Below are 16,869 nucleotides of genomic sequence, written 5' to 3'. Positions count from 1 at the left end.
TTATTTCACCTTCTTTTCTAAAACTTTTGCCAATTTTGTCAGTGACGTGATGACGATCAAGTACATGACCGCGATAATCAGATAAACATTGGTACTTTGTGAAGTTCGTGCAACGATGATTTTTCCTGTTTGCAATAGTTCTACCACGCCGATGACGGAGATAATGGTCGTGTCCTTCAACGAAATAACGAACTGATTGACGAAGGAAGGAATCATAATTTTGATTGCTTGCGGTAAAATGATTTTTTGCATGGTGCGAGTGTAAGGCATACCGAGACTGCGGGAGGCTTCCATCTGCCCAACAGGGACAGCGTTGATACCGCCACGAACAATTTCAGCGATATAGGCACTTGCATTCAAGGTTAGGGTGATGACGCCTGCTGCAAAATCAGGAATCGTAATGCCGATTGCATCCGACAACCCGAAAAAGATGAAGAACGCCAGAACCATCATTGGGATACCGCGAATGATATCGACGTATATGGAAGCAAAAGTCCGCAAAGCTCTGATTGGTGCAACGCTGAACAGTCCGAAAATAATCCCAATCACTAGAGCTAGAGCAAAGGAAATCAAGGCCAATGCAATCGTTTTTCCGAGCCCTTCCAGTAAGACTTTCCAGTTATTTTCTAATAACCCGAAAATCGTTTTTTCGTTGGCTTTTTTTACAGGAGCGGCGCCATCTGAAATATATTTTGCGAGGATATCTTCGTATTCGCCGGTTCGTTTCATTTCGGCGATTCCTTCATTAAACATTTCAAGTAATTCAGGATTTTGCCCTTTTTTCACTGCGAAACCATATTCACCACCAGATTCGCGTTTGATAGGAGTTGTTAATTTTTGTCCATTGCTGATGGCGTAGCCGATAACTGGATAATCGTCCATCATAGCATCAATTTGTCCGCCTTTCACGGATTCGTAAAGCTGATCCGCCGCATCGTACAGTTTTATTGTGTAGCCGTAGTTATCTTTGTTTGCTTCAAGAAAATCTGCGCTTTCCGTACCGATTTTTGCGCCAACTTTTTTGTCTTTTAAATCATCATAAGATTTGATTGATTTATTGCCCTCTTTTACAGCGACTTGAATTCCGCTTTCGAAATAGGGGGTAGAAAAATCAAAGGACTCCTTCCGTTCATCAGTAATGCTCATCCCGGCAATCATACCGTCTGCTTGATTGCCTTCAAGCGCCTGTAATGCACCGGAAAAGCCGATAAAATTAAATTTAATGTTGAAGCCTTGTAATTCAGCCGCTCGTTTCATTAAGTCGACATCGATACCGACATATTCATTTTCTTCATTTTTAAATTCGAAAGGGGCAAAAGCGGAATCACTTGCGATAATGTATTCTTCTTTTTTTGGTTCAACTTTTTTCATTGTAGCGGAATCGTCTCCGCTTTCTGTTGCGATATAGGTTGCAACAATTTTGTCATAGCGGCCGTTTTCTTTAAGTTTTTTTAAGCCGTTGTTGAATTTTTCTAAGAGCTCACTGTTTTCACCTTTTTTTACTGCAAAACCATAAGAATTTCCTTGTTCCGGTTCGCCGATGAGTTTGAATTCTTCCCCATTTGAAATAGCATAACCTAACACAGGGTAGTCATCAAAAATTGCCTGTACGGTATTGTTGCGTAATGCTCCATAGAGCCCGTCTGCTGCATCATAAACTTTTACTTTGAATCCATAGGTCTCTTTCTTCTCTTCTAAAAAAGTGGCGCTTTCTGTGCCGACTTTTGCACCAACCGTTTTTCCTTTTAGTCCATCATAATCGGTGATAGATTCTTCGTCTGCACGAACGGCCATTTGGATGCCGCTATCAAAGTAAGGTTCGGAAAAGTCAAAGGACTCTTTCCGTTCGTCGGTAATACTCATCCCGGCAATCATCCCGTCTAGTTGGTTGGATTGGACGCCTTGGATAGAGCTGTCAAAGCCCAACGGTCGCAAATCGACTGAAAAATTTTGATCTTTTGCAATTTCATTTAATAAGTCGATATCAATACCGACATATTCATTGTTTTCATTTTGGAACTCGAAGGGCGCAAATGTGAGATCGGTTCCGATTTTATAGGTTTTCTCGGCAGCTTCGACCGATTCTTTTCCGCCTAGTGTAAAGAGACCTACCATTAATGCTGCCAACGAGAGCAGAAGTGTTCGTTTCTTCATTTCGTATCCTCCTATTTTTTTGAATATGAGGATATTATACGGGTTAAAGCGCTCTTAAACAAGAGAAAGTAAGGAATAAATAAAAAAATACCAAGAATGCTAACAGAAGATGTTAAGAAATCTTACATTCGGAAAAGCGAGATTCAGTCAGAAAACTAGCGAAAGTATGTTCGCTATGATATAATATAGCGCAGTGAGAAATGTGTTTATTTTCTTTGCTTTTAATATGAAGGAATAAAGGAGGATGTTAGATGATTGAGAGAGAAACCTCCCATAAATTTGAATTAGTCTCAAAATATCAGCCTGCCGGGGATCAGCCGGAAGCCATTAGAGAATTGGTTGAAGGTGTGGTTGAAGGGAAGAAAGCCCAGATTTTATTAGGAGCGACCGGAACCGGAAAAACTTATACCATTTCGAATTTGATCAAAGAAGTGAACAAGCCGACGTTGATCATTGCCCACAATAAAACATTGGCTGGGCAGTTGTATGGTGAGTTCAAAGAATTTTTCCCAAACAACGCGGTGGAATATTTTGTTAGTTATTATGATTACTATCAACCGGAAGCTTATGTTCCATCCAGTGATACTTATATTGAAAAAGATTCTAGTGTCAATGATGAAATTGACAAATTGCGTCACTCGGCGACCAGTGCTTTGTTGGAACGCAATGATGTAATCGTTGTGGCATCTGTGTCCTGTATTTTTGGTTTGGGTTCACCAGTCGAATACCAGAAGCAGGTAGTTTCTTTACGGGTCGGTATGGAAATTTCTCGTGATCGGCTGTTACGTAATTTGATCGATATCCAATTCGAACGGAATGACATTGATTTTCAGCGGGGGCGTTTTCGTGTCCGTGGAGACGTGGTGGAGATTTTCCCCGCATCTCGGGATGAACGGGCATTACGAATCGAATTTTTTGGTGATGAAATCGATCGAATCCGTGAAGTGGATGCATTGACCGGTGAAATTTTATCAGAAACAGAACATGTTTCGATTTTCCCGGCAACTCACTTTGTTACCAATGAAGATTATTTAGAACACGGGATTGCGTCTATTCAAGCCGAATTAAAAGATCGCTTGGAGGTCCTACGAAGTGAAAATAAATTATTGGAAGCACAACGCTTGGAACAGCGGACAAATTATGATTTAGAGATGCTGCGAGAAATGGGGTATACCTCTGGAATTGAAAATTATTCCCGACATATGGATGGCAGAAAAGAAGGAGAACCGCCATATACATTAATCGATTTCTTCCCAGAAGATTTTTTATTAGTTGTAGATGAATCTCACGTAACGATGCCGCAGGTGCGCGGCATGTATAATGGTGACCGGGCGAGAAAACAAATGTTGGTGGATTATGGTTTTCGTTTGCCTTCTGCATTGGATAATCGTCCTTTGCGTTTGGAGGAATTTGAAGAACATGTCAATCAGATTGTATATGTTTCGGCAACACCGGGTCCTTATGAAGCGGAACAAACAGATACCGTCATTCAACAAATTATTCGTCCGACTGGTTTGCTTGATCCAGTTATCGAAGTCCGTCCGATTATGGGACAGATTGATGATTTGGTTGGAGAAATCAATGCTCGGTCTGAAAAGAACCAGCGCGTCTTTGTGACGACTTTGACGAAAAAAATGTCAGAGGACTTGACAGATTACTTAAAAGAATTAGGAATCAAGGTTAAATATCTTCACAGTGATATCAAAACGTTGGAACGAACGGAAATCATTCGCGATTTGCGATTAGGGGAATTTGACGTTCTTATCGGAATCAACCTATTGCGGGAAGGTCTGGACGTACCAGAAGTTTCTTTGGTTGCGATTTTAGATGCCGATAAAGAAGGCTTCTTGCGTAGTGAGCGTTCTTTAGTCCAAACGATTGGACGAGCAGCCCGAAATTCCGATGGGAAAGTTATTATGTATGCGGATAAAATGACGGATTCGATGCAGCGAGCAATTGATGAAACAGCACGCCGTCGTTCGATTCAACAAAAGTATAATGAAGAACACGGCATCGTTCCTAAGACGATTATTAAAGAAATTCGCGATCTGATTTCAATCACCAAAGTGGCTGAAGAAGATGAAGCTTATGAAACGACTTCTTTTGAAGATTTATCAAGAGAAGAAAAAGCCATTTTATTGAGTAAGTTAGAAAAAGAAATGAAGGACGCAGCCAAAGCGTTAGATTTTGAGACGGCTGCAACATTACGGGATACCATTTTAGAATTAAAGGCGTCTGAGTAGGAGGAAAACAATGGCAAATGATAAGATCGTGATTCACGGTGCGCGTGCACATAATTTAAAAAATGTTGATGTAACGATTCCCCGGGATAAACTGGTGGTGGTCACTGGTTTATCCGGTTCTGGGAAGAGCTCATTGGCATTTGATACACTTTATGCAGAAGGACAACGTCGCTATGTGGAAAGTCTTTCGGCATATGCTCGGCAGTTTTTGGGGCAAATGGATAAACCAGATGTGGACAGTATTGATGGTCTAAGTCCGGCAATTTCTATCGATCAGAAGACTACCAGTAAAAACCCTCGTTCAACAGTCGGAACGGTGACAGAAATTAATGATTATTTGCGGCTGTTATTTGCTCGGGTTGGACATCCGATTTGTCCCAATGATCATATTGAGATCACCAGTCAGTCTGCGGAACAAATGGTGGATGAAGTATTAGAGCTACCTGAACGAACGAAGATCCAAATTTTGGCTCCAATCGTTTATCAAAAAAAGGGACAGCATAAAAAAGTTTTTGAACGAATTCAGCGAGAAGGCTATGTTCGGGTTCGAGTAGATGGCGAAATTTATGATATTTCAGAAGTCCCTGAATTAGAAAAAAATAAAAAACATGAAATTAGTATTGTCATTGATCGGATTGTTGTGAAGGAAGGCATTCGCTCTCGACTGTTTGATTCCTTTGAAGCGGCACTGCATTTAGCAGAGGGCTATGCGGTCGTTGATGTAATCGGTCAAAAAGAAATGCTGTTTAGTGAACACTACTCTTGTCCCTATTGTGGTTTTACAGTTGGGGAGCTTGAACCGCGACTCTTTTCGTTTAACGCACCATTTGGAGCTTGTCCAGAATGTGATGGTTTAGGTATTAAACTGGAAGTGGACGTGGATTTAGTCGTTCCAGATACAACCAAGACATTACATGAAGGAGCAATCATTCCTTGGAATCCAATTAGTTCGCAATATTACCCTCAAATGTTGGAGCAGGCTTGTGACAGTTTTGGTATTGATATGGATACACCTTTTGAGGAATTGCCAGAAGAACATCAAGAAATCGTCTTAAAGGGATCAAATGGAGAAACTTTCCACTTTCATTATGAAAATGATTTTGGCGGTGTACGGGATGTTGAAGTTGCCTTTGAAGGAGTATTGACGAATATTAAACGCCGGTACCATGAAACAAATAGTGATTTCACTCGGGAACAAATGCGACTTTATATGACTGAATTAACCTGTCAAGCGTGTCGTGGATACCGGTTGAATCCGCAGGCGTTATCAGTTCAAATCAATGAAACAAATATCGGTCAAGTGAGCGAATTTGCCATCAATAATAGTTTGGCCTTTTTTGAGAAGGTTTCGCTTTCAGAAACAGAAAAAGTAATTGCCAAGCCTATTTTGAAAGAAATCAATGACCGTTTAAGCTTTTTACGGAATGTTGGGTTAGATTATTTGACCCTGAGTCGAGCTGCCGGTACCTTATCTGGGGGAGAGGCACAACGGATCCGTTTAGCGACCCAAATCGGTTCCAATCTGTCGGGTGTATTGTATATTTTGGATGAACCGTCTATCGGTCTTCATCAAAGAGACAACGATCGTTTATTGGATTCTTTACGAAAAATGCGGGATCTGGGAAATACCTTGATTGTTGTAGAGCATGATGAAGATACAATGCGGGCAGCAGATTATTTGATTGATGTGGGACCAGGAGCCGGGCATGCCGGCGGTGAAATCGTTGCGGCGGGAACACCGGCGCAGGTAGCGAAAAATAAGAAGTCATTGACAGGACAATATTTATCCGGGAAAAAAGTCATTCCTGTACCGAAAGAACGCCGCAAAGGAAATGGTGAAAAACTTAAAATCACCGGAGCTAGTGAAAACAACTTGAAGAATATTTCGGTAGAATTTCCGTTAGGCTCATTTATTGCGGTTACCGGCGTTTCCGGTTCAGGAAAATCCACCTTGGTCAATGAGATTTTGAAAAAAGCTTTGGCGCAAAAAATCAACCGTAACTCTCATAAGCCGGGAAAATTCAAAACGATGACTGGCTACGAAAAGATTGAAAAAATCATCGATATTGATCAAAGCCCAATTGGTCGGACACCACGAAGCAATCCTGCTACCTATACCAGTGTTTTTGACGATGTTCGTGATCTTTTTGCGAAAACCAATGAAGCAAAGATGCGAGGGTATAAAAAAGGACGTTTCAGTTTTAACGTTAAGGGTGGCCGCTGCGAAGCCTGTAAAGGGGACGGAATCATAAAAATCGAGATGCACTTTTTGCCGGATGTCTATGTTCCTTGTGAAGTTTGTCATGGGAAACGGTATAATTCAGAAACGTTGGAAGTGCATTACAAAGGGAAAAATATCTCAGAAATTTTGGATATGACAGTGGAAGATGCCGTTGATTTCTTTAAACATATTCCTAAAATCTATCGAAAACTGCAAACAATTGTGGATGTTGGTTTGGGGTATGTCACACTGGGACAACCTGCTACGACCTTATCCGGGGGAGAAGCGCAACGAATGAAACTTGCCAGCGAATTGCATAAAAGTTCAAACGGCAAGAGCTTTTATATTCTTGACGAACCGACAACGGGACTTCATACGGATGATATCGCGCGTTTGCTTCATGTTTTAGAACGATTGGCAGACGCTGGGAACACCGTATTAGTGATTGAACATAATCTGGATGTCATCAAATCCGCAGATCATGTGATTGACCTTGGCCCAGAAGGCGGGGATGGCGGTGGAACGATTATTGCCAAAGGAACACCGGAAATGATCGCTGCCGTGGAAGAAAGTTACACCGGGCAGTATTTGAAAAAAGTTTTGAAATAAAATTTAAAGTTTTCTTAACTGTTTTTTCAAGAACTTGTCACTGGAAATCAACTCGGTTAGAATGCACACAAGGGGATAACTCAACGATTTTTGGTTGAATTATTGTCCTATAAGTTCTATCCGTTCAAAATTGAAAAAAGCAATCGAAGTTCAGCACTTTGATTGCTTTTTTCTTTATGGTATTATGATTGTTGTATATTTCAAGAAATCATTGAATCAGTTAGTAGAAGTGAGTGTGTAAAATGAATGATCAAAACAACTTTATTCCGATTCTTTTAGGAAGCGATATGAATGTCTATGGAATGGCTCGTGCCTTTCATGAAGAATATGGCATGACTTCTGTCGCTTATGCATCAAATCAGTTGGCACCAACAAGATATAGCCAAATCGTCGATGTCCATGTGGTGGATGGCTTTGATAAAGATCCAGTGTTTATTGAAAAAATGTTAGAACTGGCAAAGAATACCTATAACGATCCTTCTAGGAAGTACCTGTTGATCGCTTGCGGAGACGGTTATGCGGAATTACTGTCGCAACATAAGGAGGACTTGGCGCCTTATTTTGTTTTTGCTGCCAATGATTACTCACTTTTCAAGCGACTGATCAACAAAGTAAGTTTTTATGAAGTCTGTGAGGAATATCAACTGCCTTATCCTAAGACCTTGATTGTAACAAAAGAAATGGTGGTAGAGGGGAAACTAAATCAAGCGTTGCCGTTTGATTTTCCAGTCGCATTAAAACCAGCGAACAGTGTAGAATGGTTGTCTGTTAAATTTGAAGGACGCAAAAAAGCGTTTATTATTGATAATCAAGCTGAGTTTGACATGATTTTAGATCGTTTATATAAAGCCGGCTATACCAGCGAGATGATCGTTCAAGATTTTATTCCTGGGGATGATAGCAATATGCGGGTTTTAAATGCGTATGTCGATCAACATCAAAACGTTCGTATGATGGTTTTAGGACACCCATTATTAGAAGATCCAACTCCCGCATCCGTAGGAAATTATGTGGTAATCGTTCCAGACTATAATGAAAAGATTTATCGAACGATTAAGGAGTTTTTGACGAAAATCCATTATGTTGGATTTGCGAACTTTGATTTGAAGTATGATGTCCGGGATGATGAATACAAATTGTTCGAAATTAATTTACGTCAAGGAAGAAGTAGCTTTTTTGTAACATTGAGCGGATATAATCTGGCAAAATACATTACGGAAGACCTAATTTATTCTTCTGTTTTTCGAGAAACAGAATATGGCACTATTGACTCTCCGAAAGCGAAAGTTTGGCTAGGAGTACCGAAAAAAACATTTAAAAAATATGCGCGGGACAATGCGGGGAAAGCCTTTGCCGAAAAATTGATTCGAGATGGTAGATGGGGAACGACCGTCTTTTATGAAAAGGACCAGTCTTTCAAACGCTGGTTCTTGATGAAATACATGTTCCATAATTACATCAAGCGCTTCAAAACGTACTTTAATGTGAAAGAAGGATAGCTTGTGGAGAATTTTTTTAGTATTTTAGGTGGCATGGGGACGATGGCGACAGAGAGTTTTGTCCGCCTTCTGAATCATCGAACAGTAGCCCATAAGGATCAGGAGTATTTGAATTATGTCTTGTTCAATCACGCAACGGTCCCTGACCGCACAGCGTATATCTTGGATACGACGGCAGAAAATCCTATGCCTTTTTTGTTGGATGACATTGCCAAGCAAAATCTCCTGAAGCCGAATTTTATTGTGCTGACTTGCAATACGGCACATTATTTCTTTGATGAACTGCAGGCAGCGACACCGATTGACTTATTGCATATGCCACGAGAAGCGGCGGTGGAGTTGCAAAAGCAGCAAGCTTCTGGCAAAATCGCTTTTTTAGGCACTGAAGGGAGTGTTAAGGCGGGGGTCTATGAGAAAGAATTACGGGTCGCAGGCTTTGATGTCCTGATTCCTGACGCTTCTCTACAGAAAAAAATCAATCATTTGATTTACCAAGACATCAAAGAAAATGATTTTTTGAATAAGACCTTGTATTTTGAAATTTTGCAGGAAGTCGTCGAAAAATACCACTGCGAAAAAATCGTTTTAGGCTGTACCGAGCTTTCTTTGATGGAAGAATTCACCGAGAACAATCCGTATCCGGTAATCGATGCCCAATCAATTTTAGTTGACCGGACGATAGCACGCGCATTACAGGATCGACGAGCAAAAAAAGAGAACCAACTTAAATAGACACGAGTAGAGTCAATTGATTTTGGCTCTTTTTTTATGAATACGATGGAATTTCGTAGCAAAGACACGCCCGGAATGTTATAATGTATTGAATAGGTGATGCTGTTGAAGGGAGTTTTTTGATTATGCAAGATAATTTACAATTAGTCATTATTACCGGAATGAGTGGTGCCGGAAAAACGGTAGCCATCCAGAGTTTTGAAGATATGGGTTTTTTCTGTATCGATAATATGCCACCTTCATTGATTCCAAAATTTTGGGAGTTAATTAAAGAATCAGGGAAAATAACTAAAATTGCGTTAGTGGTGGATTTACGTTCCCGCTCTTTTTTCGAAGAAATTCAAAGTATGCTGGTGGATATTGAAAATACGAATTTTATCGATACACAGGTTTTATTTTTAGATGCTTCTGATGAGGAATTGGTTTCTCGTTACAAGGAGACCCGCAGAGCGCATCCCTTGGCGATGGATGGTTTGATTACGGAAGGAATCCGTAAAGAACGGGCAATCCTTGATGATATCAAAACGAAGGCAACCATTATTATTGATACAACCAGTTTGACTCCGCGACAATTGCGGGAAAAAATCAATGGTGCATTTAAAACATCGAACGAACACGGCTTTCGGGTAGAGATGATTTCTTTTGGCTTCAAGTATGGGTTACCGATCGATGCAGATATTGTGATGGATGTTCGTTTCTTACCTAATCCACATTATATTGCAGATTTGCGACCACTTACCGGCATGGATCAACCGGTTTACGATTATGTGATGTCCTTTGATGAAACAGAAGAATTTTATCAACGTTTTATCGGCTTGCTACAAACGATTATGCCCGGGTATGTGAATGAAGGAAAAAGCAGTTTGACAGTTGCTATCGGCTGTACTGGCGGACAGCATCGTTCAGTGGCTTTGACAGAACGAGTAGGTCAAGAACTAGCCAAAGACTATAAGGTTAATATCACTCACCGGGATAAAGATAAACGTAAAGAGACGGTGAACCGTTCATGAAAATGAAAACCTATCGTATTCGAAAACCAAAAATCGTCGTTGTCGGCGGTGGAACCGGCTTACCGGTTATTTTGAAAAGTTTGCGCAATCAAGGGGTAGACATTACAGCAGTTGTAACGGTTGCTGACGATGGGGGTAGCAGCGGCGAAATCCGCGACTCCATCGCAATGTCACCGCCGGGGGATTTACGAAATGTTTTAGCGGCTTTATCGGATATGCCGAAATTGTATGGAGATATTTTTCAATATCGCTTTAAAAAAGAAGACAAATTTCTAGCAAATCATGCATTAGGGAATCTGATTATTGCTGCGATTTCTGAAATGCGGGAAAGTACTTATGAAGCCATTCAATTATTAACAAAAATGATGCATGTCGACGGTCACGTGTACCCTTCAAGTGAAGAACCGTTAGTTTTGCATGCCGTTTTTGCCGATGGAACGGAAGCAGTTGGCGAATCAAAAATTGCTTTGGATCGTAAAACCATTGATCGGGTTTTTGTGCGGAATCAACACGGAAATCGAGAACCAAAAGCAGCGCGTAAAGTGGTTTCTTCCATTATGGATGCGGACATGATCGTACTTGGACCGGGGAGTTTATTTACTAGTATTTTGCCTAATTTAATGATCAGTGAAGTTGGTCAAGCGTTAATAGAAACACAGGCTGAAACCGTCTATATCTGCAATATCATGACGCAAAAAGGTGAAACCGAACACTTTACAGATGCGGATCATGTGCGGGTATTGCACAAACATTTAGGAAAACAATTTATTGACACCGTGCTGGTCAATACAGAAAAGGTGCCAGAGGGGTATATGGACCCGGAAATTTATGACGAATACCTGCTTCAGGTTAAGCACGATTTTAAAGGACTGCGGGCGGAAGAATGCCGCGTGGTCTCCACTGACTTTTTAAAGCTGCATGATGGCGGGGTCTTCCATGATGGCGAAAAAGTAGCGGAGGAATTGCTGCGAATCGTCTACGGTGCAAAATAGAGAGGAGGGGATTAGATGTCGTTTGCTGCTGATGTAAAAAAAGAATTGACCGGCTTAGAAGTCCATCGGGAACATGCCAAAGCTGAACTAGCCGCTTTGATTCGGATGAACGGTTCTTTAAGTTTGACCAATCATCAATTTGTTTTGAATGTTCAAACAGAAAATGCTGCAATCGCCAGACGAATCTATTCTCTGTTGAAGGATCACTTTCAAGTGCGCAGTGAACTGCTCGTACGGCGAAAAATGAAATTAAAAAAGAATAATGTTTATATCGTACGCTTAAAGCAAGAAACACAACGGGTATTGAATGAATTGGATATTATGGATGGCATGATGTTTCATACTCATGTTTCCGATGAGATTATGGGAAATGGGCAAAAAATGCGTTCCTATTTGCGGGGGGCTTTTATGGCGTCCGGTTCAGTCAATAATCCGGAAACCAGTCGTTACCATTTGGAAATTTATTCTATTTATGAAGAGCATAATCAAGATATATGTGACATGTTAAATTATTATGGACTGCATGCTCGAATGCTGGAACGAAGGAATGGGTTTATTTCTTATCTTAAAGGTGCTGAAAAGATTGCGGATTTTTTAACCTTGATTGGGGCAACAAATTCAATGTTGAAATTTGAGGACGTGCGAATTGTTCGGGATATGCGTAATTCAGTCAATCGTTTGGTCAATTGCGAAACGGCCAACATGAATAAAACGATTGATGCCGCCTCAAAACAAATTGATAATATCGAATTTATCGAACAGCGGGTCGGTCTGCAGGCTTTGCCGGAGAAATTACAGGAAATTGCTGAGTTGCGTCTGGAACATCCGGAGGTTAGTCTTAAGGAATTGGGAGAAATGATTCCCTCCGGAGCAATCTCCAAATCAGGGATCAACCATCGGATTCGTAAAATTAATGAATTTGCAGAAAATCTGCGGGAAAAAGTATAAAATGCAAGAGACTTCTTCGACAAACGTCAAAGAGCCTCTTGCATTTTTTTCATCTCTTCAAAAGAGCTGCATTAAGATAGTCTTTTAACTGTTCCGGTTCAATCGACTCATCAAAAATTTTATTGCCGATGATGATTGTCGGTACAAATTTGATATTTGCACGATTCGCTTCTTCAATGATTGCTTTGGTGGTCAGTGTATCTTCGTAATTCTCTAAACCTAACTGTTCTTCCGCGAAGGTTTCGACTTCTTCCAGTGTTAACTCTCCCCACTGATCTTGTGTATCAAAAATGCGGTTGATATCTTGATAGGCTTTTTCAATATCTCCTTTTGTGACGTAACGGTGCATCACATTCCCCCGTTGCAGACTTTCTTTTTCTTTGTCAAAAAGTTTGATGACTCGATAGGCTTTCTTTTCTTTTACTGCCTGGTCGATAATGTCTTTTGAAGCGGTAAACCATTGACGGCAATAGGGGCATCGTAGATTAAGAAATTCAATGATGGCGACTGGTGCATCTGTAGGACCGATTTTAACTCCGACATCGGCATTGGTTTCTAAATAATTGATTTCTGAAGTATCCATTTTTTCGCCTCCTTTTCCTCTAGTGTAGCTGAAAAATGGTGAAGAAAGAAGTATTTGGTTTTATTTCACAAAGACTTTTTTATTGAAGTCGGCAAAAGGAAAAAGTCTGTGAAATATTTCTTAATTTCATTTCTAATTGTTCCTTTTTCGGCTATAATAACAGGGAGTAGAGAAATCTATAGAGGATGATGAAAAAATGCGAAAAACAATGGACGGAAATACAGCAGCTGCCTATATTTCTTACGCCTTTACTGAATTAGCAGCAATTTATCCAATTACACCAAGTTCAACGATGGCAGAGTTGGTGGATCAATGGTCGGCAGAAGGAAAAACGAATCTTTTCGGTCAACCGGTAAAAGTGGTAGAAATGCAATCGGAAGCAGGAGCTGCCGGTGTCGTGCACGGTTCATTAAAAACCGGCGCTTTGACCTCCACGTACACAGCTTCACAAGGTCTGCTATTAATGATTCCGAATATGTATAAGATCGCTGGTGAACTATTACCCGGAGTTTTTCATGTTGCGAGTCGTGCAGTAACGACGAATGCTCTGAATATTTTTGGCGACCATACTGATGTGATGGCAGCTCGGCAGACGGGCTTTGCAATGCTGACGGAAAGTAGTGTGCAAGAAGTTATGGATCTTTCGGCAGTTGCACATTTGGCAGCCATCGAATCCAGCTTGCCTTTCTTGAATTTCTTTGATGGCTTTCGGACCAGTCATGAAATTCAAAAAATCGAGGTGATTGATTATGAAAAACTGGCGGAATTAATTGATCAGGATAAATTGGCGGAATTTCGGCAACGGGGAATGAATCCCAATCACCCAACCGTCAGCGGAACCAATCAGAATCCGGATATCCATTTTCAACAGCGGGAGACCATCAATCAATATTATGATAAATTACCGGCAATCGTGCAAAAATATATGTTTAAAATTAATGAACTGCGAAATACAAACTATGATTTGACAACGTATTATGGGGCGGATGATGCGGAAGAATTGATAATTGCAATGGGTTCATCGGCTCAAACAATTGAACAAACCGTTGACTATTTGAATAAACAAGGACGAAAAGTTGGTTTTATCAATATTCATTTGTATCGACCATTTCCTATTGAGAATTTATTAGAAAAAATTCCAGCTACGGTTAAAGCCATTGCTGTGCTAGACCGCAGCAAAGAACCTGGTGCTGGTGGAGAACCATTACTGTTAGACGTTCAAAGTGCTTTGTATGAATCAGAAATCCGACCAATCGTGATTGGCGGTCGTTATGGTTTGGGTTCCAAAGATGTTACACCCAATCAAGTCGTTGCGGTTTTCGATGAATTAAAAAAGGGAAAAGCTGGAAAGAAACGGTTCACGATCGGTATCAATGATGACGTGACCCATCTTTCGCTAGATTGTGGAGAGAGCTTGGATTTGACAAACCCAAAAACCTTCCAAGCAAAATTTTGGGGGTTTGGTTCAGATGGTACAGTTGGCGCCAATAAATCAGCAATCAAAATTATCGGTGACAATACAGAAAAATTTGCTCAGGGGTTTTTCTACTACGATTCCAAAAAATCCGGTGGACTGACAGTTTCTCATCTACGCTTCGGGGATACACCAATTCGTTCCACTTATTTGATCGAACATGCGGATTTTGTCGCTTGCCATACACCTGCCTACCTTCATACCTATGATTTGGTAAAGGGATTGAAAAAAGGCGGGACCTTCTTGTTAAATACAACATGGACCGATGAGCAGTTGCACCGTCATTTACCCAAAAAAATGAAGCGTTACTTGGCAGAAAACGAGATTTCTTTTTACACCATCAATGCCATGAAACTTGCAATGGAAGTTGGTTTGGGGAGACGAATCAATACCGCAATGGAAACAGCTTTCTTTAAATTGGCTGACATCATGCCCTTTGAAAAAGTGTTGCCTATTTTGAAGGCAGAAGCACTAAAAAGCTATGGGCATAAATCTATGACAATCGTTGAAAAAAATATTCAAGCAATCGATCGGACGGTTGAGCTGTTGCATAAAGTAGATGTACCAGCAGAATGGCGAACATTAGAAATTGAACCAGAAAAATCTGAAAATACTTCCCGCTATGTTCGGGAAATCGTCAAGCCAGTGACTGCCCAAGAAGGAAACGACCTGTCCGTGGGTACTCTAATCAATAATCAAATGACGACGGGAGAAATGCCGTTAGGAACCGCTGCTGTTGAAAAACGCGGTGTGGCGTTGGAGGTTCCTGAATGGATTAGTGATCGTTGTACGATGTGTAATGAGTGTGCATTTGTTTGTCCTCATGCTGCGATTCGTCCATTTCTTGCGGATGAAGAAGAAATGGCAGAAGCACCAGAAGGATATATTGTTCGCAGTATGCGGGGAGCAGATGGATTGAATTATCGAATCCAAGTTTCTGTCGAAGACTGTACGGGTTGCGGACTATGCGTTGAAGCTTGCCCGGCAAAAGGAAAAGCTTTGGTGATGAAACCGTATGAAGAACAAAAAGAACAAGCCATCAACTGGGCATTTGCGATGACTTTGAAACAAAAAGAAAATCCGGCAAAACCGGGAACCGTCATGGGAACGCAATTCAATAAACCATTATTAGAATTTTCCGGAGCTTGTTCCGGTTGTGGTGAGACGCCATATGTCAAACTGCTAACACAAATGTATGGTGATCGGATGATGATTGCTAATGCGACAGGCTGTTCCTCCATCTGGGGTGGCGCAGCACCGGTATCTCCTTATACAACAAATGAGAACGGACAAGGTCCCGCTTGGTCCAATTCCTTGCTTGAAGACAATGCCGAATACGGTTATGGAATGTTTTTAGCCAATCAAACACGCCGCGAACAATTAGCAAAACAAATGGCAGCTGTTTTGGAAAAAGTTTCGCCAGAATTACGTCAATTAATGGAAGACTGGATGTCCCATCTAAATGAAGGGTCTGGATCACAACAACGGGCAGCAAAACTTCAAGCTGCGATCGAAGCAGAACTTTTTGATGTTCCAGAGTTGGCGGCTATCTATAAAGCCAAAGATTTATTCGTGAAACCAAGTCAGTGGATGATTGGCGGCGATGGTTGGGCATACGATATTGGTTATGGCGGATTGGATCATGTGCTTGCATCTGGGGCAGATGTTAATATTCTGGTGTTGGATAATGAAGTATATTCTAATACCGGTGGGCAAATGTCAAAAGCGACACCAACTTCTGCAATCGTAAAATTTGCGGCAAGTGGAAAATACGTGTCGAAAAAAGATTTGGGAATGATGGCGATGACTTACGGAAATGTTTATGTGGCACAAGTTGCCTCTGGAGCCAATCAAATGCAAACTATCAAAGCGTTCGAAGAAGCAGAACGTTTCCCTGGACCATCGCTTATAATCGCTTATACGCCTTGTATCACCCATGGTCTGTTCGGTGGTATGCGACAATCCATTAAGGAAGCGCAGGAAGCCGTAGCCAGTGGCTATTGGTCTTTGTACCGCTACAATCCTGAAGCAAGAGAAAAAGGCAAATTGCCAATGACATTGGACTATAAAAAACCGGATTTTGAACAAATGCCGGCCTTTATGAGAACCCAAGTCCGTTTTACTTCGCTGGAAACCAACGACAAAGAACTTTCTGACAAACTTTTCGCAAAAACCGTGGATGATGCAAAAATTCGTTTTTACAATTATGCTCGTTTAGCCGGTCAAGAAGAGAAAATCAGAGGGAAATTAGAAAAAAATGATTTGGTCACAGAGCCTGAAACTCGCCCTCGACGAGAAAAAGTCGCTGATCCTGAAGCGGAAGCGCGACGGGCAGCCCGAAGAGCAGCCCGTGCGGCACGAAAAGAATAAATTTGATTCCGTGAATCTCTCTTTGCTATTGGAA

10 protein-coding genes are annotated in these 16,869 nt (G+C 41.1%); 8 read left to right on the top strand and 2 right to left on the bottom strand.

Features of this window, described 5'->3' with window-relative positions:
• Positions 1–2,154, bottom strand: a complete 2,154-nt coding sequence (locus BN1875_RS00875; RefSeq protein ID WP_048602992.1) for an amino acid ABC transporter substrate-binding protein/permease — start codon at positions 2,152–2,154, stop codon at positions 1–3.
• Positions 2,155–2,405: 251 nt separating this feature from the next.
• Between BN1875_RS00875 and uvrB the strand changes: the two genes are divergently transcribed.
• From uvrB to whiA, 7 genes are all read left to right on the top strand, one after another.
• A complete protein-coding gene (uvrB, locus tag BN1875_RS00870; protein ID WP_048602991.1) occupies positions 2,406–4,397 on the top strand; it encodes an excinuclease ABC subunit UvrB in 1,992 nt (663 codons plus the stop codon).
• 10 nt (positions 4,398–4,407) lie between these two features.
• On the top strand, positions 4,408–7,227 hold the full coding sequence (gene uvrA / locus BN1875_RS00865; protein WP_048602990.1) for an excinuclease ABC subunit UvrA: 2,820 nt from the start codon (positions 4,408–4,410) through the stop codon (positions 7,225–7,227).
• Positions 7,228–7,469: 242 nt separating this feature from the next.
• Positions 7,470–8,726 (top strand): carboxylate--amine ligase, encoded by a 1,257-nt coding sequence (locus BN1875_RS00860; protein ID WP_048602989.1) that lies wholly within the window; start codon positions 7,470–7,472, stop codon positions 8,724–8,726.
• A gap of 3 nt (positions 8,727–8,729) precedes the next feature.
• On the top strand, positions 8,730–9,458 hold the full coding sequence (locus BN1875_RS00855) for an amino acid racemase (RefSeq protein ID WP_048602988.1): 729 nt from the start codon (positions 8,730–8,732) through the stop codon (positions 9,456–9,458).
• A gap of 125 nt (positions 9,459–9,583) precedes the next feature.
• Positions 9,584–10,468 (top strand): RNase adapter RapZ, encoded by an 885-nt coding sequence (gene rapZ / locus BN1875_RS00850; protein ID WP_048602987.1) that lies wholly within the window; start codon positions 9,584–9,586, stop codon positions 10,466–10,468.
• Positions 10,465–11,460 (top strand): gluconeogenesis factor YvcK family protein, encoded by a 996-nt coding sequence (locus BN1875_RS00845; protein WP_048602986.1) that lies wholly within the window; start codon positions 10,465–10,467, stop codon positions 11,458–11,460. The genes rapZ and BN1875_RS00845 overlap by 4 nt, the downstream gene beginning before the upstream one ends.
• 15 nt (positions 11,461–11,475) lie before the next feature.
• On the top strand, positions 11,476–12,408 hold the full coding sequence (gene whiA / locus BN1875_RS00840) for a DNA-binding protein WhiA (protein ID WP_048602985.1): 933 nt from the start codon (positions 11,476–11,478) through the stop codon (positions 12,406–12,408).
• Positions 12,409–12,457: 49 nt separating this feature from the next.
• On the opposite strand, the gene BN1875_RS00835 is transcribed toward whiA, so the two are convergent.
• Positions 12,458–12,991: a thioredoxin domain-containing protein gene (locus BN1875_RS00835; RefSeq protein WP_048602984.1), complete on the bottom strand. Its 534-nt coding sequence runs from the start codon at positions 12,989–12,991 to the stop codon at positions 12,458–12,460.
• Positions 12,992–13,199: 208 nt separating this feature from the next.
• On the opposite strand from BN1875_RS00835, the gene nifJ reads away from it, so the two are divergent.
• Positions 13,200–16,835, top strand: a complete 3,636-nt coding sequence (gene nifJ / locus BN1875_RS00830; RefSeq protein ID WP_082147216.1) for a pyruvate:ferredoxin (flavodoxin) oxidoreductase — start codon at positions 13,200–13,202, stop codon at positions 16,833–16,835.
• The last annotated feature ends 34 nt before the right edge of the window (positions 16,836–16,869 follow it).

The organism is Enterococcus massiliensis, assembly GCF_001050095.1.
Taxonomy (GTDB): domain Bacteria; phylum Bacillota; class Bacilli; order Lactobacillales; family Enterococcaceae; genus Enterococcus_C; species Enterococcus_C songbeiensis.
The sequence above is the reverse complement of the archived record's forward strand: the minus strand, read 5'-3'. Positions and strand labels throughout refer to the sequence as shown.

Excerpts from the sequence above, each read along its gene's own strand:
- BN1875_RS00875 (WP_048602992.1), bottom strand. The coding sequence starts at position 2,154 with ATGAAGAAACGAACACTTCTGCTCTCGTTGGCAGCATTAATGGTAGGT.
- uvrB (WP_048602991.1), top strand. The coding sequence starts at position 2,406 with ATGATTGAGAGAGAAACCTCCCATAAATTTGAATTAGTCTCAAAATAT.
- uvrA (WP_048602990.1), top strand. The coding sequence starts at position 4,408 with ATGGCAAATGATAAGATCGTGATTCACGGTGCGCGTGCACATAATTTA.
- BN1875_RS00860 (WP_048602989.1), top strand. The coding sequence starts at position 7,470 with ATGAATGATCAAAACAACTTTATTCCGATTCTTTTAGGAAGCGATATG.
- rapZ (WP_048602987.1), top strand. The coding sequence starts at position 9,584 with ATGCAAGATAATTTACAATTAGTCATTATTACCGGAATGAGTGGTGCC.
- BN1875_RS00845 (WP_048602986.1), top strand. The coding sequence starts at position 10,465 with ATGAAAATGAAAACCTATCGTATTCGAAAACCAAAAATCGTCGTTGTC.
- whiA (WP_048602985.1), top strand. The coding sequence starts at position 11,476 with ATGTCGTTTGCTGCTGATGTAAAAAAAGAATTGACCGGCTTAGAAGTC.
- BN1875_RS00835 (WP_048602984.1), bottom strand. The coding sequence starts at position 12,991 with ATGGATACTTCAGAAATCAATTATTTAGAAACCAATGCCGATGTCGGA.
- nifJ (WP_082147216.1), top strand. The coding sequence starts at position 13,200 with ATGGACGGAAATACAGCAGCTGCCTATATTTCTTACGCCTTTACTGAA.